We start from the raw sequence: 23,812 nt of genomic DNA on the forward strand, positions 1-23,812 counted from the left end.
TACCCGACAAAGGGCTAGCGGGCACCGAATCCAGTTACTAGGATTTTAATCGTACGGAGGACTATCAACACATCGAGCCAGAAAGAGAAGTGCTTAATATAATAAAAATCATATTCTAATTTTCGAATCATACCATCTCTTTCAACGGCATACCCCTGCTCCACTTGGGCCCAACCGGAAATGCCGGGACGAACAAGATGCCTGTAATGAAAAAAAGGGACATCACGTTCATAAACATCGGTAAGCATCATTGATTCTGGTCGTGGCCCTATCAGGCTCATCTCTCCTCTAAGCACATTAAATAGCTGAGGCAATTCGTCGAGGCGATACTTTCGAATCACCCGACCGACTCGGGTGATACGTGGATCGCAATCTAGCTCGGTGAATCCCTTTCCCTCGCTATCTACATACATGCTACGAAACTTATAAACAATAAATGGTCGACAGTGATAGCCCATCCGAAGCTGTGTGAAGATCGCAGAGCCTGGACTATCTAGGCGAATTACCAATGCAATCAGAACCATCGCCGGCAGTAAAAGCGGCGACAGCGCTATTACAGCAATTGTGTCGAGGCCACGCTTTATCAGTGCATAGTCTTCCTGCGGGGTGAGGCTCCCGTATTCATTCTCGTAGAGATAATCAAGTGGTACACGCCCGGTGATCATTTCATGGGCGCTGGTAGCGTGATATACCGGCACTCCGTGGATGGTGCAGTTGGCAAGGAAGCGCTTCCACTCAGCGGGGAAGTCCGCGCGAAGGTCAGCAACCACTCCATCAACCCTGGCTTGACCTAAGTCTGGGCATTGCAGCAATTGCCAGTCGACTCCGCTGTGCTGACAAAGTGCTGGAGCCCGGCCATGGGGCAAAACGGCTAGGCGAAGTCGCCTCAGACGCACATCGATAGCATACTCTACTAGGCAGTAAGTCACAATTGTCATGTAGCTAAGAGCCAACGAGGAGCGCGTCAGCTCTAATCCAATCATCTTTAATATGAGCAAGGCAATGGCAAAGCTCAAGGTTATTGCCGGAAGAATGAATAAGTATGCCTTGGTACCGGGAAACCGGGATAGCCGATAAACTGTGGTAATAGACAACCAATAGACCAAAACAGAAGCGACAATAAGACCAATGCTTTCACGGGTCATATTCGACCAAAAACCATCTAACCCTGTCCCCATCATCAGTTGCAACCAGAAACCGAGACTGACCCCAATAAGTATTTGACTTCTCACACTAAAAAGCAGACGTTCGTATAGTCGCGTATTGCGACGATGTCGCTCCAGATCGGTTACGGTAATATCCATGGTTTCCCTGCCTTTTTCGTTAGTTTGTTTCTTTAGGTGGGCGGCGTTTCTCGTCCCAAACTCCGATCAGCATGATTGGCGACCGTAGCGGTCCTCGAGCCGCACGATATCGTCCTCACCAAGATAACTACCCGACTGAACTTCAATGATTTCAAGTGGAATTACACCAGGATTTTCCAGTGCATGGACACGGCCGATAGGTATGTAGGTAGATTCGTTTTCAGAGACTAAATAGCTTGATTCTCCATTAGTGACTTTCGCTGTACCGGATACCACCACCCAATGTTCAGCACGGTGATGGTGCATCTGTACCGACAGCTTGGCGCCAGGCTTCACAGTAATATGTTTTACCTGATAGCGTTGCCCTCGGTCGATACAGTCGTAGACGCCCCAAGGACGATAAACCTCACGATGCCAACGGTACTCAGGTCTCCCTTCTTCCTTTAGACGTTCTGCTACCTGCTTGACTTCCTGAACACGATCTCGATGAACTACAAGAACCGCGTCCTTGGTTTCTACTACAATCAGATCCTTTACCCCGACTGTGGCAACTAGGCGATGCTCGGCGTGCACCATTAGGTCATAACTTTGGTGTATGAGCACGTCACCTCGTACGGCATTGCCCTGCGCATCCTGCGGGCATGCCTCCCACAGTGATGACCAGGAACCTATGTCGCTCCAGCCAGCGGCTAGTGGCACGACGCTGGCACTGGCAGTACGCTCTAAAATGGCGTAATCGATAGAGTCAGCGGGGCAGTGGAGAAACTCCGCCTCGTCGAGACGAATGAAGTTCAAGTCGTGAATGGCACCAGCCATGGCTCGCCGGCAGGCGTCGTGTATATCTGGCCGGAAGCGCTGGAGCTCCTCGAGGTATCGGCTCGCTTGGAACAGGAACATCCCGCTGTTCCAGTAGTAATCACCGGTGGCTAGATAATCTTCGGCGGTGGTTCGATCCGGTTTCTCGACGAACCGCTTGACGCAAAAGCCATGGTCACCCTGGGGGTCACCACGCTGAATATAGCCGTAACCGGTTTCGGCATGAGTCGGCACAACACCAAAGGTTACAAGGCATCCCTGTTGAGCTAGCGTCTGGGCCGGCAACAGGCTCTCATGAAAAGCCGTCTCGTCAATAATGCGATGATCAGCAGCCAGTACCAAAAGAAGTGCTAACGGGTCGTGCTCTAACTGCTGAAGCGCCGCTAAAGCAATGGCCGGAGCGGTGTTTCGTCCTTCCGGTTCGAGCAGGATACAGGCTGGCACAATGTCCAGTTGGCGCAACTGCTCGGCGACAAGAAAGCGGTGCTCGTCGTTGCAGATCACCACAGGTGGATGTTGCTCGAGCGGTATCAAGCGGGTCAGAGTTTCCTGCAACATGCTTAAACTTCCCGTTAGGGGCAGGAACTGTTTTGGGCGCAGTTGACGCGACAGCGGCCAGAGCCGCGAGCCGTTGCCCCCAGCAAGAATGACGGGTGTGATCATGATCATGCTCCTCGGATGGCACATGCGCCGCTGTTGTAGACGCCTCGGTCAGCGTTGAGCTGAGAAAGATACCAACGGTAGGTATCGTGCAGGCCTTCTGAGAGCGAAATACGAGGCTGCCAGCCCAAGGCCTGGAGCCGCGAGACATCAAGCATTTTGCGGGGTGTACCATCGGGCTTACTGGCATCGAAATGCATTTCACCCGCGAAACCCGTAATCTGTGCGATCAGCTCAGCGAGCTCTCGTATGCTACAGTCACGGCCCGTGCCGACGTTGAGGTGCGACCGCCTCGGCGTGGTCTGAGTGGCATAACGCTCTCGTTGCAGGTTCATGACGTGTACGCTGGCTATAGCCAGATCGTCCACATGCAAAAACTCGCGGCGTGGCGTACCACTCCCCCAAACGGTAACCGTCGAGGCGCCAAGCTGTTGGGCTTCGTGAAACCGCCGCAACAACCCTGGTATGACGTGAGAGTCCTCGTGGTGGAAGTTATCGCCGGGGCCGTATAAATTTGTAGGCATGACACTACGGAAGTCGCAACCGTACTGACGTTGATAGCTCTCGCATAGTTTGATGCCGGCAATCTTGGCAATAGCGTAGGCTTCATTAGTGGGTTCAAGCGGTCCATTGAGTAGCACTTCCTCTCGCATTGGTTGTTCCGCCATTCTCGGATAGATGCATGAGGAACCAAGAAATAGAAGACGATCGATTCCTGCATTATAGGCCGCGTTGATGACGTTCGCTTCGATCATCAAGTTACGATAGAGGAAATCAGCCGGATAACGGTCATTGGCCTGGATGCCTCCCACCTTGGCGGCAGCCAAATAGACCTGATTGATATCGTGATCTCGGAAGTACTCCTCCACCTGCGCCTGGCAGCACAGATCCAATTCGCTACGATCAGCCGTAAGCAGCTGGTACTGCCCGAGTACCCGCAGGTGGCGTATTATCGCAGAGCCCACCATGCCGCGATGGCCGGCTACAAAGATTCGAGAGATTCTATTCTGACCCATGCTCAGCCCTCCATGGCGAACGGTATGCTGTAGCCATGCCCTTTGAGTAAAGAATCACGCTGGGCGATCTTGAGATCTTCAGCAACCATTTCTGAGCACATCACCTGCAGACTGATTTCCGGCTCCCAGCCCAGCTGACGCTTGGCTTTGCTGGGATCTCCCAATAGAGTCTCGACTTCAGTGGGACGAAAATAGCGAGGGTCGACACGAACTATTACGTCGCCAGGAATTACCGCCGGCGCCTTATTTCCTGACACGTGCACCACGATCGCCACCTCTCCGCCACCGCAGCCTTCGAATTTCAATTCAATACCCAATTCGAGTGCACTCATGCGAACGAAGTCGCGCACCGAGACCTGATGGCCAGTTGCAATCACATAGTCATCAGGGCTGTCTTGTTGTAACATCATCCATTGCATTCGCACATAATCCTTGGCGTGCCCCCAATCGCGCAGGGCATCAAGATTGCCGAGATATAAGCACCTATCCAAACCTTGGGCGATATTACACAAGCCACGAGTGATCTTGCGGGTGACGAAGGTTTCGCCTCTCCTAGGTGATTCATGATTGAAAAGAATGCCGTTGCAAGCATAGAGGCCATAGGCTTCGCGATAATTGACTGTAATCCAATAGGCGTAGAGCTTAGCGGCGGCATAGGGAGAACGTGGATAGAAAGGTGTACTCTCTCGCTGAGGAATTTCCAGAACCTGACCATACAGCTCGGAAGTAGAGGCTTGATAGAAGCGAGACCGCCGCGCGAGGCCCAGCAGACGGATCGCTTCAAGCAATCTCAGTGTGCCCAAGGCATCCACGTCGGCGGTATATTCAGGGGACTCGAAGCTGACCGCCACGTGAGATTGTGCAGCGAGGTTGTAGACTTCATCCGGCTGAACTTCTTCCATGATTCGGATCAGATTGGAGGCATCGGTCAAATCACCGTAGTGCAAGCGCAACCGTTGGTTATCGTCGTGAGGATCCTGGTAGAGGTGGTCGATCCGTTGAGTGTTAAACTGTGATGCTCGTCGCTTTATTCCGTGAACCTCGTACCCTTTTTCCAGGAGATATTCGGCTAGATAGGATCCGTCCTGCCCTGTGATACCGGTAATCAGCGCTTTTTTCATTATCATTCCCTGCCTATAGCTAGTACGTTTCATTCGCCTTTACGCATACACAACCTTTACTAGATCAGGCCTAGAAAATCGGTGCCTCATGATGTCGTTCGCCAGGGTTGCTCACTGCGCTTTCTTCGGCGGATTACTCTTAATTCGCTGGCCATTCGGTATAGTTTTCGATAGACAGCCGCGGGAAGCAGTCGGCTTATCAACATCAAAATTGAGTTTCTCAAACGTCGACGATGACCACCGAAATAGCGGTAAAGAGCGCGGCTAGCTTCACTAGATTCTTCCAATATAGGTAAGCGCTGCATTTCGATACGAGTATTTAGATAAACCTGGCAGGAAAGTCTTTCATCGAATGCGCAGTGCATACCGGAGCCATCGAAGCCAAGGTTCCGAACCAGCGAAAGCGGCGGGAAAAGGGCGAATTTTTTATATTTTAGCAAGTAAAGATGCCACTCCACATCTCCGGCAACGATCTCCCCATTGGCGCACCTCCTCACCAAAGGCAAAAGATGTGGGCTAGCATGATTCATGCGACGATAAAGAGTGCGGTCTTTGAGGAACTCCCGGTGCAGATCGGGGGTGTGACTAGCGAATCCCTTCTTGTCACGCCATACGGCAAATCCCCATGCACAGAAGGCACTAAGCAATAATGGTTCACTGCGTTCAGGAATCGACAGAGGCCAGAGATAACCGCAGATAGCTTGTATGGCATCATCAGTTTCGTAAAGCGATAAACCATCGTTCATAAAACGCAGGAACCCACGACCTGTCAGAACGTCATCCTCAAGATAGATCAGCCGGTCATGCTCACGATAGATCTGCTCCATGGCCGTGTCCTGGTTGGCAGGATGGCCAAAGTTGTACGATCGCTGAATCAGCGTAACCGAACGGAAGCCGTCAATGGATCCAAGATAGCGGCGCACAGTATCGACCGCCTCTTTATCGGTTGGTGACTTGGCGGCATCAGATGCTATGTAGAGATCGGTCATCTCGGCCAAGTCATTGCGCTTCAGTGCTTCTATGGTCTGACGTAAATGCTGGTGTCTACTATAGGTAGTGATCAGCACTGGCGCACAGTTTTCTGGAAGTATATTCACTTGGCCTCCCTTTTCCACATGGCAACCCAAGGTAAAAGATGTCTCACGAAACAAAGCGCTTTGATGGATATCATCCAAAAATGTCGGGTACGGCTATCTAGAATGTCGAGCAGTAATGATGGCAGCGCTTGGGCACAAACCGTTGCTACAGCAGCACCCAAAACACCGTATCGAGGAATCAAGACAAGATTAAGAAAGACATTTATTACAGCGCCAAGCAGGGTGCGGTAAAGCGATAAGCGCTGTAGATTTTCGACTAAAAAGCCCTTATGTGTGGCGAGACCAAGGAAGACAAAAACACTCGCCCAGATATGAATCGCAAGCACCGGCCCTGCCTCATGGTATCCCGGACCGAACAACAAAACCACTGCCCAGGAAGAAAGTATAGTCATGGGCACTGCAACCGCAAAAGCCAACAAGACCATGAAGTCGCACGTCGTCTGGAGACGCTTCAAATAGTACCGACGTCCCAATTGGTTGCCTTCCATCAGGGCAGGATAGACGGACGCGACGATAGCTACTGGAATGAAATACCATACCTCGCTGATCCGAGTGGCAGCGGTATAGATACCGACAGCCTCGTCACCTATCATCTGCCCCAGCATGATCTGGTCGATGCGCATATACACCATTATTGCCAAGCCCGAGAGGATTAACGGCCAGCTATTTGCCAATAACCGACCGGCTCGGTGCAGTCGAAATCGCCAGCCTACTAGCGCCCCGCCACGCCAGGCGAACATCGCCAGTAGCCCGATGATCGCTACCCCTCCCTCAATCATTAGGGCCCAGGCAAAAGCCTGCAACGGAGCTTGAAGCAGAATGAGACAAAGATTGACGACAGCAAAGATAAGAAAGACACCGTTTTCGACCCACACCACATATTTGGATTCAAGTCGCGATTCGTACCAAGCTTTTATCGCCTGAGATGACTTGACGATCACAAGCGGGGCTAACAAAATCACCAGACTACGTCCGATGGGGTCGTCACGCACACAGACGATTGCCACGGCAATCAGGAGGCTAGCTAAAATTCCGGAAATTAACTGTAGGACGAAAGCAGTGCCGAGAATCTCAGCCGCCGAGCTGGGCTCGACGATGAGCTCGCGAGTAACGATTTCGTTAAGCCCCAAGCTGCCTATGGCGGTAAACAAAGCGACAAACGCCAAGGCGTAATTCAAAAGACCGAAATCGGCAGGACCAAGGTAGCGAGCGATAGCGATCATCACCACAAGGCCCACTCCCATCCGCAGGATGCGATCCCCGAACAGCCAACCGGTATTAGCTATAATCTTGAGAAGTTGATCGCGGCTTCCGAACCGATGACTCAAGTTTTCGGTCAGTTGCCTTAGCAGTGGCACAATCATAGGGCCACACCGTTAACCGGTGTAGCACGGCACACCAACGGGACGAGGCTCTTGACACCCCGGATACCGAACTTGGCCGTGAGACAGGCGGCATCTGGTGCCCGGCCCTCTGCCAGGCTGATTAGAGCACGGGGAAAATTCGCCCCAGCGAGGTGAGTGAATGGGTAACCACCACCGAAACGGGCATTGAATTCAAGTACACAGGGTGAGCCGCCATCGTGAGACAACATGATGTCGACATCGAGATTGGCACGGTGACGGAGCAACTTACCGAGCTGTTCCGCGACGCCGGCTACCTCAGTGTGCGAAACTGTCTCGGCACTGTCAGTCTCACCAGCACGCATCGCCAGTTTTCGCTTGACCACAGTGGCAAGGTGCTCACCTTCGAGGTCATTGAACACGTCGACACCATACTCTTCGCCTTTAATCATCTCTTGGATAATGATCGAGCGAGAAGGGTCGTGGCCGCTGAGTACGTTTAGGTAGGATTCCGCAATCTGTTTGCTGGTCAGGTGATGAAAAAAGCATAACGACTGTTGATCGTCAGCGCGGTGAATCGAGAGCGAGCCCATGCCCCAACGTGGTTTAACCATCAACGGAAAATCGACTTCGCCTCTCCGCAGTGCAACCAGAGCCATATCGAGCCCCAGATAGGTACGGGGACCGTTGATAGCGTTCTTGGCCAGAAAGCGACTGGTATGCCATTTGTCATTGGCCATTTCTACCACCCAGGGCTCACTCACAGCTACCACGATGCCGAGATCAGCGAAGCGCTGCCGAGCAGCAGAGATAACCGGAAGATCGATATCGAATAGCGACAAAAGGAGGCCGATACGCTCCATACGACAGATTTTCAATAGCTCATCTATATAGGCATCACTATGAATGGGAGGTACAATATAGGATCGCTCGGCGGCGACCATACCAGAAGTAAATGCCTCGGAATTGACCGCTACAACTCGCCCCCTCTCCTGAAGAGCTTCACGAAAATATTCGACTAGATAATTTCGTCTCCCGACGCAGCTCAGCAACACGTTCATGGACATGCCTTTTGGATGGTTACAACACGAGAATCGTCAGTCCGGTAAGTGCTTAGGATACTATCGCTGTTGTCTGCAGCTTTGAGCAGGTTGCCTTGCAAATCGAATATTGCGGGTGGGGCGGTGATGAAAGCTGGCGTATAGTTAATTGAATATGCACCACGATTAGCAAACATAATGAAGTCGCCTGACGCCAAGCTCCCCGTAAAGTCAGGATCAATTACATCATGCTCCATACACGTATTACCAACGAGCCGATAACGGCTTACTCTTTTTTTTCTTCGGCACTTCGTGATGCTGAAACAAGGGCTCTTCAATCGTGAGTTGGTAGGATTTACAGCGTTGACACTGGTATCAATCACGGCGTGAAGAGAACCAAACCGTTCACGCACTTCGATGACCTCAGCCACTAGCGACATGGTATCCCCGACCAAAGCTATACCGGGCTCAGCAATCAGCTTTAGTTCTTCCGATGTCAAACCGGTTGAGAAGGCTTTACCAATAGCAGCTGCATAGGCTTGAGCATCGGGAATAGGCACGCTGAAGCCCTGCCTCAATGCCTCCGGCAGAGAACCGAAAAACCCTCCGCCGATATTGATTGTCTTAATCGAATATCGACATGCTAGTCTCTTGGCGACCGCCATCAAACGCTCGACTCGAAGAGCGAAATCTTCAGCTCGTCTATCACGCGTGGAGAAATGGCAGTGCAAACCGTTGACTTCAACACCTGGCAGCTTAGCCAAAGCATTCAACGCTTGGTTCAGCTCGCCATTATCACAGTGAAAACCAAAGCGACTAGTCCCTTCACCATGAGGGAAGCAAATACGAAGCCCGACCCGCCATGCCCCCCCCTCGCCGACCAGTTCCCGCAGTTGGTCGATCTCGCTGAAGGCATCGAGGTTGACGTGAGAACCTCGGGTAAGGGCATACCGAAGATCTTCCTTGCGCTTGACCGGCCCATTGAAGATTATGCGCTCCGGGTCAAGGTAGCGGCTCGCCACGTCATATTCGAACCGCGAGACCACCTCCCCCATACCATGCTCATCACGGAGAATCTCACCGATCGCCGGCATATAGTTGGCCTTGAAGGCATAAGCCACTTCAGCACATGACACGTAACGCCGTAGTGCCTGTCGAAAGCCAAGGAAATTGCTACGAAAGCGTTCGGTGTCGAAAAGGTAGTAACTACCACCTGCCCGTCTGGATAGAGCGGCGAGGAATTCATGGCAATATTGCATACTGACAGTCTCCAGGCCTTAGCCCTGATCCGCGTGGTAAAGGCGTTCAGCTACCGGGCGATACCACTCATCAAGCGAGACCGGCACTCGTGCATTGTAGCCGAGGACTTGTCGGGTTAATGGAGACAATCCTCGGCCATAGTCTTCCCCCAGCATCCTTGCGTAGTCCATTTGTGGCTTAACGAAGGGACGACCATAGCCGATAGTTAGCGCTACCCGCTTGCGATCAGTGGCATTATGGCCGCCTCGATGCCAAAGCGCAGAGTTGAACAGGCTGACAGAACCAGCCGGTGCGACAATACGCTCATGTTGACGCTCGAATACATCGTCATCGGGCCGCCCCTCTGTTTTGTGTGAACCGCTGAGCACGTAAGTTGCCCCGTTCTCGAGCGTGAAATCATCACACATTATCAACATATTAAGACGCAGATGATAACCGGGAATAAATGTACGAACGTCACGATGCACCTGATGAACGTAAATATTAGCCCCAGGAAATCCCCCGATGGGAGTGCAGCAGTTACAAATATAGGGCTTATCATCAAAGTACCGGGCAATATATTTGTGAAAAAGATGCATATCGATGAATCGGTCAATACTGTCATTGCCACCAATACATTGGTGAGCGGTTCCGTCTCCGGAAGTATTGATTCCATTTTTTATTTGATATTTACTACAGACATCAATCCATTTCAGACTGTCCTCTCGTAAGTTTTGAGTAAGTTCGTCTGGCAAAATCTTCTCGAAGACAACCCAGCCCCTTTCACGTATTTCTTGGTCAAATTTTTCTATACTCATGCAATCGAACATGGTCGTTCCCTCTCTTGTCACCTAATAAACCACTGCACTCATCATGTTACCGGGCGCGACATCCGGTATGCATTTTCATGCTCCGCAACGACAGTAAAGCCTGCTTTGTCATACCAATGAATGGCGCGGCTATTATTTCTATTAACTTCCAGCTCTATTTTTTTGAAACCTCGTGTTTTAGCGGTGACGTCAACATGTGAAAGGAGAACTCCCGCGATCCCCCGCTCCCGGCATGCAGGCGCGACAATGAAAAGGCTAATATAGGCACAGCCCGTTGAGGGTCGGTTGCAATAGAAGGCGATGAAGCCCAAGCAGTACTGACCTTCACAATGCGAGACGAGCTCTGCTTGTGTGAGCAGCTTATCGATGTACTGCTCCAGCTCGACACCCGTAACTAGCTTGCCAGCCTGACGTGTCTGTTCTTCAACTATTAATTTGGTGATGGCTTGGTGCGACATTGGTCCTCTCCCTTGGTGCAGCCAGGCATGCCGAAGGCTATGCCAACGTGGCCCAGACTTTCCTTGACGGTTTCACAGATGACATCCACCTGTTGGGACGTCAGACCCGGGTAGATCGGCAGGCAGAGAATACGCGACGCAAGCGACTGTGCATTAGACTGTTGCTTACCTTTGTGGTGAACCTGGGCAGGACTCAGGCAAGCTACGTCATCAAGAGAAGGATAAAAGTAACGGCGTGCTTCAATACCTCGTGCTCCCAGTGCGGTTAGAACTTGCAGAAGTACGGCTTCACTCTCAAAAACTATGGGGAAGTAGGCATGATTTTGTGTGGCTTTGGGATTCCAGACTTGTAACCTAACCCAATCAGTGAGCTGCGTGCGGTATCGCTCCCAAATGTCTGCTCGTTGCGTCAACACGGTATCAATTTCATCTAATATACAGAGACCCATAGCTGCCTGAAACTCGTTGAGCTTGGCATTGATCCCCACTGCATCGATCCGGTCACGTTGGAGGGTTCCGAATTGTGTCATCAGTCTTGCTGTCTCGAGATCCTCACGGCAACGAAAGATAATCGCGCCACCTTCAATGCAGTGGAATATCTTAGTGGCATGGAAACTCAGAGTTGTGGCGTCACCACGGCGCAACAGACTCTTCCCCTTATAACGTACGCCGAATGCATGAGCGCCATCGTAAATCACCGGCAGGCCGTTTCTTGCCGCTATAGCTTCCAGATGTTCGACATTGCAGGCGTTACCGAAGACATGCACAGGTACCAGCGCCCTGCTGCATGGTGAAATTGCTTCTACTACTCGATGAGCATCCACACACCAGGTGTCGGGGTCAATGTCGGCAAAAGCCGGTTTACCCCCATCCCACTTCAACGAGCTGGTCGTCGCGACGAAACTGAATGGTGTGGTCACCGCATTCCAACCTTCCTCAGCAGTTGGACCACTCACGCCCAGAGCGCGGTAGGCAATCTGAAGCGCCAGAGTACCGTTACCCACCAATAATAGATGTTCGACGTCTAGATATTCAGCCAGCCGTTCCCCTAACTGTTGCGTTAAAGGACCATTATTAGTTAGGCAGTGGCTGTTATAGATGCTATCTAGATAGCGTTCAAGACGGGCTCGCGCCGGCAAATAGGGACGTGTAACAGGGATCATTTTTCTTTGACCAAGTCGAGGAGGTATTTTCCATAGCCGTTCTTCGAAAGATCACCACCCGCCCGCGACAAATCGTTAACGCTAAGCCATCCGTTATTGAAAGCAATTTCCTCAAGACATGCGATCTTGAAGCCTTGACGTTTCTCTATTGTTTCAACGAACTGGGATGCCTCTAAAAGACTCTCGTGCGTACCTGTATCCAGCCATGCGAAGCCTCGACCCAAGATCTCAACATGCAGATCCCCACGTTCCAGATAAGCCTGATTGATACTAGTAATTTCGAGCTCCCCACGATCAGAAGGAGTAACCCGCTTGGCTAATTCAATAACATCATTGTCATAAAAATAGAGCCCTGTCACAGCGAAGCGCGACTTAGGGAGTTTAGGTTTCTCCTCAATGGAAAGCACGCGCTTCTTTTCGTCAAACTCCACGACCCCGAAACGTTCAGGGTCTCGCACCAAATACCCAAAAACCGTAGCCCCCTGGCTACGCTTGGCTACCTCAAGCAGTAATGGAGAGAACCCTTGGCCGTAAAATATATTGTCACCAAGGACCAGGCATACACTTTCTTGCCCAATGAAGTGCTCGCCAATGATGAATGCTTGGGCCAAGCCATCGGGACTTGGCTGAGTGGCATAGGTAATATTCAGACCAAACTGCCCACCGTCACCAAGGAGCCGTTGAAAGCAGTACTGTTCATCGGGAGTGGTAATAACCAGTATATCTTGGATACCAGCCAACATAAGTACCGAAAGGGGATAATAAATCATCGGCTTATCATAAACAGGAAGCAACTGCTTAGAGATCCCCATGGTTATTGGATATAACCGCGTACCCGACCCTCCGGCCAATATTATGCCTTTCATCAGGCGATCTCCTTATGTCCCATACCTAACCGCTCACGTTGGTAAGAGCCATCCTGCACACGTCGGCTCCATTCGGCATTGTTCAAATACCATTCAACAGTCTTACGCATACCGCTGAAAAAACTCTCACGTGGCTTCCAGCCGAGTTCCTCCCGAATCTTGCTAGTATCCAAAGCATAACGATGGTCATGTCCAGGGCGATCCGCGACATGGGTAATGAGATCTTGATACTGATTGACTCCAGCTGGTTTATCGGGAGCAAGTATCTCAAGCAAGTCACAAATGTGATGCACCACCTGTAAATTGGCAAGCTGAGTGTTACCACCTATATTATAATTCTCACCAACTTTACCATGACTAAAAACACGCATTATTCCACGAGCATGATCATCTACATAGAGCCAGTCACGTATTTGCTCACCCGCACCGTAAACCGGCAATTGCTTGCCCTCAAGGGCATTGAGAAGCATAAGCGGTATCAGTTTTTCAGGGAATTGATAGGGCCCGTAGTTATTCGTACAATGGGTAACCAAGACGGGTAACCCATAGCTCCGCCACCAAGCTCTCACCAGATGGTCGGAACATGCCTTGCTGGCAGAATAGGGTGAGTTAGGGGCATAAGCAGCCTGCTCTGTACATGGCGGTGAACCAACTTCTATATCGCCAAAAACTTCATCCGTGGAGACATGTACAAAGCGAAAGCGTGACTGAGTCTGGTCAGGTAAATTTTCCCAATAACGGTATGCCACTTCAAGCAGCTGATAGGTTCCGATGATATTGGTCTGAATAAAGGTGCTTGGCCCTTCCAGCGATCTATCCACATGGCTTTCTGCCGCCAGATGAATGACGGCTTGAGGAGAGTAGTGCCTAAACAACTTCAACATCTCATCGTGTTGACAAATATCTATTTGTTCGAAACAATAATTTGGGTTAAAAACATTATCGCCGAGAGATTCTAAATTCCCAGCATATGTCAATTTGTCGACATTGACTACACGATACCTGGCATCACTAAGCAGGAGCCTGATCACTGCAGATCCAATAAATCCCGCCCCACCAGTTACAATGATTGGTATAGACATGATCACAACTCTCTTTATTCAGTGTCATTGATGTGCAGGATTAAAATAGCGACCGACTAATCGTATAGCTCAGCACAGGACATTTAACTATAAGAGTAGTGGTAATATCCGTATATCGAAGAGGCTCTACGTTCAATGGCATTTAGCACACTTCCCTTAACAAGGCAGCCTGCGCTTTCCAATCGCAGTTTTGCTAAATCTATTTCAGCAAGTGTATTAACACCATAGCGCACAGTCATCAGCGTCGTCCCGACTTGCTTGCCAACGATTGCCGCATCTGTTACCGCCATGATTGGTGGAACATCAATTATTACTAAATCATATCTCTTGCTGGCAAACTCAAGCGTTTTTGTAAAACCTTCCTGCATTAATAGCTCGGATGGATTAGGCGGTGTTATTCCACGTCCAATATAATCCAGGCCATCCAGATGAGTTGATCTTATGGCTTTATCTATATCCACTTTTCCTGAGATAAGCTCGGACAATCCCTCCTCTCTCTTCCCGCAAAATAAGTTATGTATCTGTCCCTTACGCACGTCTGCATCAATCACCAATATACGTTGGCCGGCTTGCGCGCAGACAGCAGCTAAATTTACCGCAACGAAACTCTTACCTATTCCTGGGCTCGGCCCAGTGATCATGATGCGATTGTTAGGAGCTTCCAGCATTGCAAAATGAAGGTTCGTGCGCAGACTTCTTAGTGACTCTATCGCAATATCAGTAGTATTGGCATAAGCCAGCACCCAGCCCAGCTGATTGCGTTTAGTATTTGACATTCTGGCTAACTTTACTTGTTCTTCTGACAGCGGCACTGTAGCATAGGCGGGCAGGCCTATTCCTGCTAACTGCTGAATATTTTCCACACCTCTATTTAATAGGCCTCGCAGTAAAACGATACTGATAGAAATAATTAGACCAAGTGCCGTGGCTAGCCCGACGACCATTGCTTTACGTGGTTTGATGGGGTGGGGGTGAATACCAGCAGTATCTAGTATTCTGACGTTTCCTACGGTACTCGCTTTGGCAATGCTCATTTCCTGAGCTTTATTAAGCATCTGTACGTAGACCTGTTGGTTGACTTCCACATCTCTAGCCATCCGAAGCACCTGTTGTTGAGTCTCCGGTAAAGCATCGATTCTAACCTCGAGCCTCCTTCTTTCATTTTGCAACCGTCCTAGCTTATCTAGCAGTGCTGCATACGTAGGATGGCTAGGAGTAAAACGCCGAGATATGTCGGCCTGGCTTAACTCAAGCTCGCTAACTTGAGTATCCACCTCTACCAACCGTTCCAAAAGCCCTTGGGTTTCTAGTGTCAAGTCGACACTCTCACGTTGATTTCTGTAGGAGTTCAATGAATCTTCTGCACCTATCAATCTATCATGTATATCTGGCAATTGGTTCTGGATAAATTCAAGACTTTTTTCAGCCTCGGCGCTTTGGCGCTGGATATTCTGCTCTAAATAAATATGAGTTATTGCTTCTAGAACATTGCGTGCCTCAATGGGGTCTGATCCTGTCACTGCCAGGCGTAGGATGCCGGAATCCGCTCCCTCTTCATGCACCGAATAACGCTGTCTTAGTATATCTATTGCCACCATACGGCTAAACTTTGTGAATTTAAATTCTGCTCCAGGCACAGCCTGAAATTCGCCAACATTGAGTATTAACTCGCCCTCTAGAAACGTCTCAACTTGCCCAACTTCACCTTTACCTAAACTATTTCCTTTTAGGTAAATGGAATAGCTCATCTCATCCATAACTTTTAAAATAAAAGTTTCACCCAAATACTCAAAGCCAACGTTGATTTCTGAGAGGGATATATATTCATTAGCAAATACATAAGGCCAGTTGAGGGCGAAATCCGGCCTCTCTATACCTCTGCGCAACAAAAAATTACCTATTAATGGTACTTTCCTAGGCTCAAGTAAAATTTCTAGGTTACGACGATCTACGGTCTGGCCAAGCACGAGCCGAGAGCGCAAGATTGATATTTCGGATTGAAACTGTGTGGCTTCCCTCGTCAGGCTGCGAATGTCCTGTAGAGGATTTACTGAAGGGCCATTAGGCTCAACTTGTACAAGCGCGTCGGTTCGATATATTGGTGTAGCCGTTAAGGCATAGCTGACGCCCATAAAGCAAAATAGTAATGTTATAACTATAATCTTCCACTTTTGAGCCATTAGCATATCGAAGATGTCGCGAAGATCGATTTCTTCGGGCTTAGGCATCATTGGTATATTTGCTTGATACTTAGTCATCTCGGCGCCTTCCTCATAAACTTCGCACATCATCCACCGAAGATGCTGCAGTACCGGGCAACCCGACGCTAGGCAGCAGCAAACTGATCACACGATTCCATCTAGCCAAGGGTGCTGTTGTTACATAGACTACATCACGGGCTTGAAGTGGGAACCCTGCCGCCAAGTACAAGTTGCTGGCATTAGTAATATCCAATTGGTATACAGTCGCCAGATGATCGTTAGCATTACTCAATGCTAAATCATTTCCTCGTATAATAAATATGCCAGACGGCTCGGCTGTATTTTCGTTAATTCCACCGGCACGTGACAATGCATCTGACAACATGAGGCTTTCATTTCCAAGTGTGATGAAACCAGGCACTAGAACCTGACCCATTACGGACACTTGTTGATCTGAGTTTGTTGAGACATGAATTGTATCACCATGTCTCAATAAGAGATTCTGGCTTTGGTCACCACGATTGAGAATATCATAGAGTGAAACTCGCTGCTCTCGGCCGTTACGGGTTAAATTAACCCTACGCCAGTTTGCATTCTCAGTTAGCCCCCCAGAAAGACTGATAGCATCTGTAAGGGTCATGGGCACCGTATTTATGGGAAGAGTTCCTGGGCTTTCTACTGCACCGCTAACGTACACTCTTTGAGAATTAAAGACTGCCACTCCAATATCGACTTGGGGATCTGCAATGTATGTGGAAAGACGCCGTGTTAGTACACGCCGAACTTCATCTAAACTTTTTCCTCCAACGTCTATATATCCAACATAGGGATAGAAAATCGTACCATCCTGCAATACTCGATGTCCGGCCTCAGCTGCGCTTCTTTCTGATCCAGCAGGGATGGTTAGCTCTGGATGATCGTATACTATGATATTAAGTATATCTCCTGCACCTAGACGATACTCATAGGTATCCAATTGATGCCTCAGCTCGGCTGTCATACTGGTAGCCATTTCAGCTGCTTCCTGCTGACGATAATCCATGACCAACTGAGGGGTTATGGGTAATATCATAACCCTTGCGTCTATCGATTCTGACCGTTCTATAGAATTTATATGTCCACCTGGCGCCCAGGCGCAGCCTGATAAAGCACTCACCAGGACAATGCTGAACAGCCAGCCAGACTGTTTGTAAGTAAGCATGACGATTTCCCCACGCCTTCGCATATCGATTTTTTAGTTATACCGTAAAAGCTATATATGCTTGCTTCAGTCCAGCTAGAACCCAACTACCCCTCTTTACCCACGCTACCGCCCTGGAGTTATATGGCCGGCTCCCTGCCAAAATTCCACTTGTCGCAATAAAGGCACAATTGAACTTAAAAAACTAACTTTTTGACACGCTTCACAGACAATTATTTACAATTGCCCTGCAAACACACACCTCATTTTTTACGTTATATTTACTGACTTGAATCGAAAAAAATAGATTAGCTACTCGCTTTCTCGGGTAAGCTATAATTCTTATCATAACTAACACTGAGCATTAGAATCGAGCAGACATACAGTATTAGTTTTTGCCAACAACTCTTTCAGGCCAGCACAAAACACTATCCAGTAAAGCACTGATTACTCTTTGTCTACATTTTTCTTCAGGGAGGTGTAATGACATTGGAAATACCACGCGCAACTGAGCATCCGGTTTTCTAGTCATGCAAAGTATTCGAGCATCATCTCAGGTGAACCTCAGGGTTAAATTTCTAGTGCTTGTGTTTAGACTCTTGTTTCGCTGTTTCACTTACTAAGCACACCTTGGGAATTCAAGTGCGCGCTCACGCTATCCTGAGGAACCACCCTCGGGGACAGCGCCAATCAGACGCTTCGCGGCGTCCTGACGATCGGGTAGGGGCCGGGGTCACCCCCGGCGCCCTCCTTGGGAATCGCGACGGCTCGGATCGGGCTGGGGTGGTACTCACCGGCCAGCAGCCGCTCGCGCAGTGTCGGCCAGTGTTGCTTCAGGTGGTCGGCCAACTGGTCCACCGTCATGCCATCGGCACCCGGCGCGCCTTTGTTGGCGACCACCCTACGGTAAGCCCGCGCCATGTTGGCCTTCTCTACCACGGCCTCCATGAGCGGGGCGGGTTCCGCTTTCGTCCACGATGACGACGCCGGGACCGTCTCGACGCCCGCCGGCCGGGACTCGGGGTTCCGCCCCTGTCCCTCTGGGTGGGTGACGGTATCAGCGTCAGTTGCCGTCGGCTAGCACTTCCCCTTGCCGGGCGTGCAGGGGACTTTCACCCCCAAGTCATCCTGAGGAACCACCCTCGGGAACAGCGCCAGTCAGGCGCTGCGCGCCATGCCTGGCGCACCACAAAAAACGCCGACCTTAGGTCGGCGTTCTTCTTAAAGATCAGCTATATAGGTCGAGCGTGGCTAAAAAACCCGATTGAGCCCGTTCTGTGCCGCGACCCGGTACGCTTCCGCCATGGTCGGGTAGTTGAACGTGGTGTTGACGAAGTACTTCAGGGTGTTGGCCTCGCCCTTCTGCTGCATCACGGCCTGACCGATATGCACGATCTCGGAAGCCTGGTCACCAAAGCAGTGGATGCCGTAGATCTCCAGCGTGTCCTGATGGAAGAGTATCTTCAGCATCCCTACCGTGTCACCGGTGATCTGGGCACGTGCAGTATCCTTGAAGAAGGCCTGGGCAACCTCATAGGGCACCTTGGCCTCGGTCAACTCACGCTCTGTTCGACCGAAAGAGCTGATCTCGGGGATGGTATAGATACCGGTCGGCACCTCATTGACGAAGCGATAGTCTCGTTCGAGCAGCTCGTCGCAGGCGTTGAGCCCCTGATCGTAGGCGGCACTGGCCAGGCTGGGCCAGCCGATCACGTCACCGGCGGCATAGATGTGCGGAATGGCGGTGCGGTAATGATCATCGACCTGCAGCTGACCGCGCCCGTTGGCCTCGAGGCCGATGTTCTCGAGGCCCAGCTCGTCGGTATTGCCGGTACGGCCGTTGGCCCACAGGAAGGCATCGGCGCGCAGCTTCTTGCCCGATTTCAAATAGACCACGACGCCGGAGTCGTCCCCTTCGACACGCTCGTACTCTTCGTTGTGGCGGATGAGCACACCATGCTTGCGCAGATGGTAGGAAAGCGCATCGGAAATTTCATCGTCGAGGAAGGAGAGCAGCCGGTCGCGGTTGTTGATCAGGTCGACCTTGACGCCCAGCCCCGAGAAGATGGAGGCATACTCGCAGCCGATCACACCGGCGCCGAAGATCACCAGCGTACGCGGCGTATGCGAGAGGCTGAGAATGGTGTCGGAATCGTAGATACGTGGATGGCGGAAATTGATGTCGGCCGGACGATAGGGGCGCGACCCCGTGGCGATGATGATCTTCTGCGCCACCAGTTCTTCCAGCGCTTCCTGGCGGTCGCGAACGAGCAGGGTGTGCTCATCCTTGAAGCGCGCCACACCGCTGTATAGGTCAATGCGGTTGCGGGCATAGAACTTGGTGCGCATCTCGACCTGCTGGTCGATGGTCATACGCGAGCGTTCCATGACCCTGGGAAAGGAGAACCAGCGTGGCTCGCCGATATCGCGGAACATGCGGTTGGTGTTGAACTGCATGATCTGCTTGACCTGATGGCGAAGCGCCTTGGAGGGTATCGTGCCCCAATGGGTGCAGTTGCCCCCGAGAACGGGCTGCTTCTCCACGACCGCGACCCGCTTGCCGTGCTTGGCTGCATTGATGGCGGCACTCTCGCCGGCCGGTCCGGTACCGATCACCACCACGTCGTAGTTATGGACTGCCATGGGCTCTTGCGTCTCCTTTCCCTTGTTGATGTCAGGTGCCGGCGTTCACTTGTCGCCATGACCCAACGGCATACGGCTCAGCAGCACGTAGCGGCTCAACGGCGAGTGGCATCGTAGCCAAGGTCGGCGCCACGACTCTCATCGCTTCTGCGGCGCTCGCTCGCCAGCCCCTTGCGCTTGCGATTCTCCTCCTCGCAGACTTCATCCTTGCCGCCGCAGATGTCACATCCCTCCTTGAGACCGAGCTGGTTGAGGCCGCCGCAGGAGCCGGCGATGGGCTTGCGCCCCAGGATCACTCCAATCGCCATGGCGGCCATGATCAACAGCATGAAGCCCAGAACGACGAGAAAAGTACTCATTGATGAAGCTCCTGGCGGCTAACGAACGAGCCAAGGCTCGAGCGCCGCTGTGTGATGGATTTCAATGCCCTGTGGTCTCTTGACAACAACCTTGGCCGCGCTATCCAGCTCATCGGCCAGCCGTATGGCCTCTTCGGGCCCGGCGTGGATCAGCAGACTGGCCTCTCGCATGGCCGTGCGGGCATCCGCTGCGATGACGCTCACGGAAAGCGGCGTCGCCGGTGTGACGAGGGGGGCGGCGGCCTCCTGCTGCACGAACCGATGCACCAGCGCGGCATCCTGCAGGCGGACATGGCGCGCTCCTTCGGGCACTGGCAGACCAGGCTGTTCGAGCGAAAGACGCCAGGCGCCGGCAGGTGGCGTGCCAAAGCCCCGCATTACCCCGCCAACCTCGACCAGTACGGCGACGGGAGTGACCGCGTGGTGACCGAGCCACAGCGTCAGACGGTCAACGGCCAACGCCTGGAAGCGTCGATCCACCTCATGTTGCAGTGCCGCTGAAGGCGCCACCCAGAACGGCGCGAACGCGGCAACGCTGGCCCTGATCAGTACCTCACGTTGCGCTTCGAGGTTTGCCAATTCACCTTGTATGCCGGCTTCGATCTCGGCGGCATGGCCCGCTCCGAGGTCGGCATAGAGGGTGATATGGTAGCCCGTTCCCATCGCCGTACCCTGATAGAGTTGCTCGTCGAGCTGCTGACGGCAGGCACTGAGCAGAAAGGATGACAGCATGAGAAAGAACAGGGCCGGCCCGTAAAGGGCCAGCCCGGAGAGTCGCCCGTGGGCGAGCTGCATCATCCGCCAAAGTCGTCCAGCAGGATGTTTTCGGGTTCCACACCCAGATCGAGCAGCATCTTGATCACCGATGCGTTCATCATGGGCGGCCCACACATGTAGTACTCGCAATCCTCGGGGGCCGGATGGTCCTTGAGGTAGTTCTCGTACAGCACGTTGTGGATGAACCCGGTGGGGCCGGTCCAGTTGTCCTCGGGCAGCGGATCCGACAGCGCCAGATGCCACTCGAAGTTCGGGAACTCTTCGGCCAGCTGATCGTACTCATCGTTGTAGAAGGTCTCGCGCCAGGAGCGCGCACCGTACCAGAACGAAATCTTGCGCTTGGAACTCAGACGCTTGAGCTGGTCGAAGATGTGGCTACGCATCGGGGCCATGCCCGCACCGCCACCGACGAACACCATCTCGGCGTCGGTATCCTTGGCGAAGAACTCACCGAAGGGCCCCATCACGGTGACCTTGTCGCCCGGCTTCAGATTGAAGACGTAGGTCGACATCAGACCCGGCGGATGGCTGGTGCCGGGAGGCGGCGTGGCGATACGGATGTTGAACTTGAGGATGCCCTTCTCTTCCGGGTAGTTCGCCATGGAGTAGGCGCGGATGACTTCCTCGTTGTTCTTGTGGGAGATCTTGAACAGATCGAACTTATCCCAGTCGCCGCGATAATCTTCCTCGATATCGAAGTCGGAGAACTTGATGTCGTAGGGCGGCGCCACCAGCTGAACGTAGCCGCCGGCACGGAAGTCGACGTTCTCGCCTTCGGGCAGCTTGAGGTTGAGTTCCTTGATGAAGGTCGCCACGTTGGGATTGGAGATGACCTCACACTCCCACTTCTTGACGCCGAAGACCTCTTCGGGAACCTCGACCTTCATGTCCTGCTTCACCGGCACCTGGCAGGAGAGCCGCCAGCCGTCCTTCTTCTCACGCATGGTGAAGTGGGATTCCTCGGTGGGCAGGATGGCGCCGCCACCCTCCTCCACGCGGCACTTGCACTGGGCACAGGAGCCGCCGCCGCCGCAGGCAGAGGAAAGGAAGATACCGTTGGCCGCCAGCGTGTTGAGCAGTTTGCCACCGGCCTGGGTAGTGATGGTGTGCTCGGGGTCGCCGTTGACCTCGATGGTCACGTCCCCGGTGCTCACGAGCTTGCTGCGGGCGGCCAGGATCACCAGGACAAGGCCGATGACGACCGCGGTGAACATGAACACACCGAGCAAGATGACAGTTGTTCCAACCATGTCGGTTTCCTATTTGCTGTGAGTAACCTGCACTCCGGCGATGCCTGGCATCGCCGGAGACGCACCCTGGCTCAGAGCTGAATGCCGGAGAAGGACATGAAGCCCAGCGACATCAGACCCACGGTGATGAAGGTGATGCCAAGGCCCTGCAGGCCACCCGGCACATCGCTGTACTTGAGCTTCTCGCGCAGACCTGCCAGGGCGGTAATCGCCAGCGCCCAGCCCACACCAGAGCCGAGGCCGTAGACCACGGACTCGCCGAAGCCGTAGTTACGCTCGACCATGAACAGCACGCCACCGAGGATGGCGCAGTTCACGGTGATCAGCGGCAGGAACACACCCAGCGCGTTGTAGAGCACCGGTACGTACTTGTCGAGGAACATCTCGAGGATCTGCACCAGTGCGGCGATGACGCCGATGTAGGAAAGCAGACCCAGGAACGACAGGTCGATGTTCTCGGCTCCGGCGATGCCGGTCCAGGTCAATGCGCCTTCGGCCAGCAACGCGTTGTAGATCACGTTGTTGACCGGCACCGAGATGGTCAGTACCACGATGACCGCGATGCCCAGACCGAAGGCCGCCGAGACCTTCTTGGACACGGCCAGGAAGGTACACATACCGAGGAAGAACGCCAGGGCCAGGTTCTCGACGAAGACCGAGGCGACGAAAAGGCTAATATAGTGCTCCATGTTACACAGCCTCCTTCGGCTCGGTGTTGTGCTTCATCTTGAACTCGTTGGCCTCGACCTGTTCCGGGTGCATGCCGCGAATCGCCCAGATCAGCAGACCGATGATGAAGAACGCCGACGGCGGCAGCAGCAGCAGACCGTTGGGCACGTACCAGCCACCGTTCTGCACCGTCTCGAGCACGGTGAAGCCGAACACGCTGCCGGAGCCGAACAGCTCACGGACGAAGCCGACCAGCATCAGGATAAGGCCATAGCCCAGACCGTTGCCGATGCCGTCCAGGAACGACAGTCCCGGCGTGTTCTGCATGGCAAAGCCTTCGGCGCGACCCATCACGATACAGTTGGTGATGATCAGGCCGACGAACACCGACAGCTGCTTGGACATCTCGTAGGCGAAGGCCTTGAGCACCTGATCCACCACGATGACCAACGAAGCGATGATGGTCATCTGCACGATGATGCGAATGGACGACGGAATGTGCTGACGAATCAGCGAGACGAACAGGTTCGAGAACGCACAGACGAAGATTACCGCCAGGGTCATGACCAGCGACACGCTCATGCTGGTGGTCACGGCCAGAGCCGAACAGATGCCAAGCACCTGCAGGGCGATGGGGTTGTTCCTCGTCAGCGGCGTCGTGAGAACGCTCTTGGGAGTAACGGCTGACATGATCGCTC

General features: G+C 52.4%; 22 protein-coding genes. All 22 read right to left on the minus strand.

All coding sequences use genetic code 11. The features are described 5' to 3' along the window. Positions 1-14 precede the first annotated feature (14 nt). On the minus strand, positions 15-1,304 hold the full coding sequence (locus tag B8115_RS23975) for a sugar transferase (protein WP_010629052.1): 1,290 nt from the start codon (positions 1,302-1,304) through the stop codon (positions 15-17). A gap of 66 nt (positions 1,305-1,370) precedes the next feature. Continuing rightward, complete coding sequence (locus tag B8115_RS17095) at positions 1,371-2,783, minus strand: mannose-1-phosphate guanylyltransferase/mannose-6-phosphate isomerase (protein WP_010629053.1); 1,413 nt, start codon at positions 2,781-2,783, stop codon at positions 1,371-1,373. Positions 2,784-2,785: 2 nt separating this feature from the next. Further along, on the minus strand, positions 2,786-3,796 hold the full coding sequence (locus B8115_RS17100; RefSeq protein ID WP_010629054.1) for a GDP-L-fucose synthase: 1,011 nt from the start codon (positions 3,794-3,796) through the stop codon (positions 2,786-2,788). Between the two features lie 2 nt (positions 3,797-3,798). After that, the gene (gmd, locus tag B8115_RS17105) at positions 3,799-4,923 is read right to left on the minus strand and encodes a GDP-mannose 4,6-dehydratase (RefSeq protein ID WP_010629055.1); all 1,125 of its coding nucleotides are present in this window, start codon (positions 4,921-4,923) and stop codon (positions 3,799-3,801) included. Positions 4,924-5,003: 80 nt separating this feature from the next. After that, on the minus strand, positions 5,004-6,014 hold the full coding sequence (locus B8115_RS23435; RefSeq protein WP_010629056.1) for a glycosyltransferase family 2 protein: 1,011 nt from the start codon (positions 6,012-6,014) through the stop codon (positions 5,004-5,006). Next, positions 6,011-7,378, minus strand: a complete 1,368-nt coding sequence (locus B8115_RS17110) for a flippase (protein ID WP_010629057.1) — start codon at positions 7,376-7,378, stop codon at positions 6,011-6,013. The genes B8115_RS23435 and B8115_RS17110 overlap by 4 nt, the downstream gene beginning before the upstream one ends. Beyond that, positions 7,375-8,418: an ATP-grasp domain-containing protein gene (locus B8115_RS17115; protein WP_202949103.1), complete on the minus strand. Its 1,044-nt coding sequence runs from the start codon at positions 8,416-8,418 to the stop codon at positions 7,375-7,377. The genes B8115_RS17110 and B8115_RS17115 overlap by 4 nt, the downstream gene beginning before the upstream one ends. Beyond that, positions 8,415-9,656, minus strand: a complete 1,242-nt coding sequence (locus tag B8115_RS17120) for an alanine racemase (RefSeq protein WP_010629059.1) — start codon at positions 9,654-9,656, stop codon at positions 8,415-8,417. Before B8115_RS17120 ends, B8115_RS17115 begins: the two co-directional genes overlap by 4 nt. An 18-nt stretch (positions 9,657-9,674) precedes the next feature. After that, the gene (locus B8115_RS17125; protein ID WP_010629060.1) at positions 9,675-10,466 is read right to left on the minus strand and encodes a phytanoyl-CoA dioxygenase family protein; all 792 of its coding nucleotides are present in this window, start codon (positions 10,464-10,466) and stop codon (positions 9,675-9,677) included. A gap of 41 nt (positions 10,467-10,507) precedes the next feature. Further along, entirely contained in the window at positions 10,508-10,924 is a 417-nt protein-coding gene (locus tag B8115_RS17130; protein WP_010629061.1) for an N-acetyltransferase, read from the minus strand. Beyond that, positions 10,897-12,087: a DegT/DnrJ/EryC1/StrS aminotransferase family protein gene (locus B8115_RS17135; protein ID WP_141638647.1), complete on the minus strand. Its 1,191-nt coding sequence runs from the start codon at positions 12,085-12,087 to the stop codon at positions 10,897-10,899. The genes B8115_RS17130 and B8115_RS17135 overlap by 28 nt, the downstream gene beginning before the upstream one ends. After that, on the minus strand, positions 12,084-12,953 hold the full coding sequence (gene rfbA, locus B8115_RS17140; protein ID WP_010629063.1) for a glucose-1-phosphate thymidylyltransferase RfbA: 870 nt from the start codon (positions 12,951-12,953) through the stop codon (positions 12,084-12,086). The genes B8115_RS17135 and rfbA overlap by 4 nt, the downstream gene beginning before the upstream one ends. Further along, positions 12,953-14,035 carry a dTDP-glucose 4,6-dehydratase gene (rfbB, locus tag B8115_RS17145; RefSeq protein WP_010629064.1) on the minus strand — a complete coding sequence of 361 codons (1,083 nt, stop codon included), beginning with the start codon at positions 14,033-14,035 and terminating at the stop codon, positions 12,953-12,955. The genes rfbA and rfbB overlap by 1 nt, the downstream gene beginning before the upstream one ends. Positions 14,036-14,118: 83 nt before the next feature. Next, entirely contained in the window at positions 14,119-16,293 is a 2,175-nt protein-coding gene (locus tag B8115_RS17150) for a polysaccharide biosynthesis tyrosine autokinase (RefSeq protein WP_010629065.1), read from the minus strand. A 13-nt stretch (positions 16,294-16,306) separates the two neighbouring features. Continuing rightward, positions 16,307-17,437 (minus strand): polysaccharide export protein, encoded by a 1,131-nt coding sequence (locus B8115_RS17155; RefSeq protein ID WP_010629066.1) that lies wholly within the window; start codon positions 17,435-17,437, stop codon positions 16,307-16,309. 669 nt (positions 17,438-18,106) lie between these two features. After that, positions 18,107-18,364, minus strand: coding sequence for a hypothetical protein (locus tag B8115_RS23765; protein ID WP_010629067.1), 258 nt, complete (start codon positions 18,362-18,364; stop codon positions 18,107-18,109). A gap of 303 nt (positions 18,365-18,667) precedes the next feature. After that, entirely contained in the window at positions 18,668-20,059 is a 1,392-nt protein-coding gene (gene sthA, locus B8115_RS17165; RefSeq protein ID WP_010629068.1) for a Si-specific NAD(P)(+) transhydrogenase, read from the minus strand. Positions 20,060-20,154: 95 nt separating this feature from the next. After that, a complete protein-coding gene (gene nqrM / locus B8115_RS17170; protein ID WP_010629069.1) occupies positions 20,155-20,418 on the minus strand; it encodes a (Na+)-NQR maturation NqrM in 264 nt (87 codons plus the stop codon). Positions 20,419-20,436: 18 nt separating this feature from the next. After that, the gene (locus B8115_RS17175; RefSeq protein ID WP_010629070.1) at positions 20,437-21,216 is read right to left on the minus strand and encodes a hypothetical protein; all 780 of its coding nucleotides are present in this window, start codon (positions 21,214-21,216) and stop codon (positions 20,437-20,439) included. Continuing rightward, positions 21,213-22,445: an NADH:ubiquinone reductase (Na(+)-transporting) subunit F gene (gene nqrF, locus B8115_RS17180; RefSeq protein ID WP_010629071.1), complete on the minus strand. Its 1,233-nt coding sequence runs from the start codon at positions 22,443-22,445 to the stop codon at positions 21,213-21,215. Before nqrF ends, B8115_RS17175 begins: the two co-directional genes overlap by 4 nt. Positions 22,446-22,516: 71 nt before the next feature. Then, complete coding sequence (gene nqrE / locus B8115_RS17185; protein ID WP_010629072.1) at positions 22,517-23,134, minus strand: NADH:ubiquinone reductase (Na(+)-transporting) subunit E; 618 nt, start codon at positions 23,132-23,134, stop codon at positions 22,517-22,519. Position 23,135: 1 nt separating this feature from the next. Further along, positions 23,136-23,804, minus strand: a complete 669-nt coding sequence (locus B8115_RS17190; RefSeq protein WP_010629073.1) for an NADH:ubiquinone reductase (Na(+)-transporting) subunit D — start codon at positions 23,802-23,804, stop codon at positions 23,136-23,138. Between the last annotated feature and the right edge of the window lie 8 nt (positions 23,805-23,812).

The organism is Halomonas sp. KM-1, assembly GCF_000246875.1.
In the GTDB taxonomy this organism is placed as follows: domain Bacteria; phylum Pseudomonadota; class Gammaproteobacteria; order Pseudomonadales; family Halomonadaceae; genus Halomonas; species Halomonas aerodenitrificans.

Bases quoted from the DNA above. Each gene is read 5' to 3' on its own strand.
- B8115_RS23975 (WP_010629052.1), bottom strand. From the start codon at position 1,304: ATGGATATTACCGTAACCGATCTGGAGCGACATCGTCGCAATACGCGA.
- B8115_RS17095 (WP_010629053.1), bottom strand. From the start codon at position 2,783: ATGATCACACCCGTCATTCTTGCTGGGGGCAACGGCTCGCGGCTCTGG.
- B8115_RS17100 (WP_010629054.1), bottom strand. From the start codon at position 3,796: ATGGGTCAGAATAGAATCTCTCGAATCTTTGTAGCCGGCCATCGCGGC.
- gmd (WP_010629055.1), bottom strand. From the start codon at position 4,923: ATGATAATGAAAAAAGCGCTGATTACCGGTATCACAGGGCAGGACGGA.
- B8115_RS17110 (WP_010629057.1), bottom strand. From the start codon at position 7,378: ATGATTGTGCCACTGCTAAGGCAACTGACCGAAAACTTGAGTCATCGG.
- B8115_RS17115 (WP_202949103.1), bottom strand. From the start codon at position 8,418: ATGAACGTGTTGCTGAGCTGCGTCGGGAGACGAAATTATCTAGTCGAA.
- B8115_RS17120 (WP_010629059.1), bottom strand. From the start codon at position 9,656: ATGCAATATTGCCATGAATTCCTCGCCGCTCTATCCAGACGGGCAGGT.
- B8115_RS17125 (WP_010629060.1), bottom strand. From the start codon at position 10,466: ATGTTCGATTGCATGAGTATAGAAAAATTTGACCAAGAAATACGTGAA.
- B8115_RS17130 (WP_010629061.1), bottom strand. From the start codon at position 10,924: ATGTCGCACCAAGCCATCACCAAATTAATAGTTGAAGAACAGACACGT.
- B8115_RS17135 (WP_141638647.1), bottom strand. From the start codon at position 12,087: ATGATCCCTGTTACACGTCCCTATTTGCCGGCGCGAGCCCGTCTTGAA.
- rfbA (WP_010629063.1), bottom strand. From the start codon at position 12,953: ATGAAAGGCATAATATTGGCCGGAGGGTCGGGTACGCGGTTATATCCA.
- rfbB (WP_010629064.1), bottom strand. From the start codon at position 14,035: ATGTCTATACCAATCATTGTAACTGGTGGGGCGGGATTTATTGGATCT.
- B8115_RS17150 (WP_010629065.1), bottom strand. From the start codon at position 16,293: ATGACTAAGTATCAAGCAAATATACCAATGATGCCTAAGCCCGAAGAA.
- B8115_RS17155 (WP_010629066.1), bottom strand. From the start codon at position 17,437: ATGCTTACTTACAAACAGTCTGGCTGGCTGTTCAGCATTGTCCTGGTG.
- B8115_RS23765 (WP_010629067.1), bottom strand. From the start codon at position 18,364: ATGGAGGCCGTGGTAGAGAAGGCCAACATGGCGCGGGCTTACCGTAGG.
- sthA (WP_010629068.1), bottom strand. From the start codon at position 20,059: ATGGCAGTCCATAACTACGACGTGGTGGTGATCGGTACCGGACCGGCC.
- nqrM (WP_010629069.1), bottom strand. From the start codon at position 20,418: ATGAGTACTTTTCTCGTCGTTCTGGGCTTCATGCTGTTGATCATGGCC.
- B8115_RS17175 (WP_010629070.1), bottom strand. From the start codon at position 21,216: ATGATGCAGCTCGCCCACGGGCGACTCTCCGGGCTGGCCCTTTACGGG.
- nqrF (WP_010629071.1), bottom strand. From the start codon at position 22,445: ATGGTTGGAACAACTGTCATCTTGCTCGGTGTGTTCATGTTCACCGCG.
- nqrE (WP_010629072.1), bottom strand. From the start codon at position 23,134: ATGGAGCACTATATTAGCCTTTTCGTCGCCTCGGTCTTCGTCGAGAAC.
- B8115_RS17190 (WP_010629073.1), bottom strand. From the start codon at position 23,804: ATGTCAGCCGTTACTCCCAAGAGCGTTCTCACGACGCCGCTGACGAGG.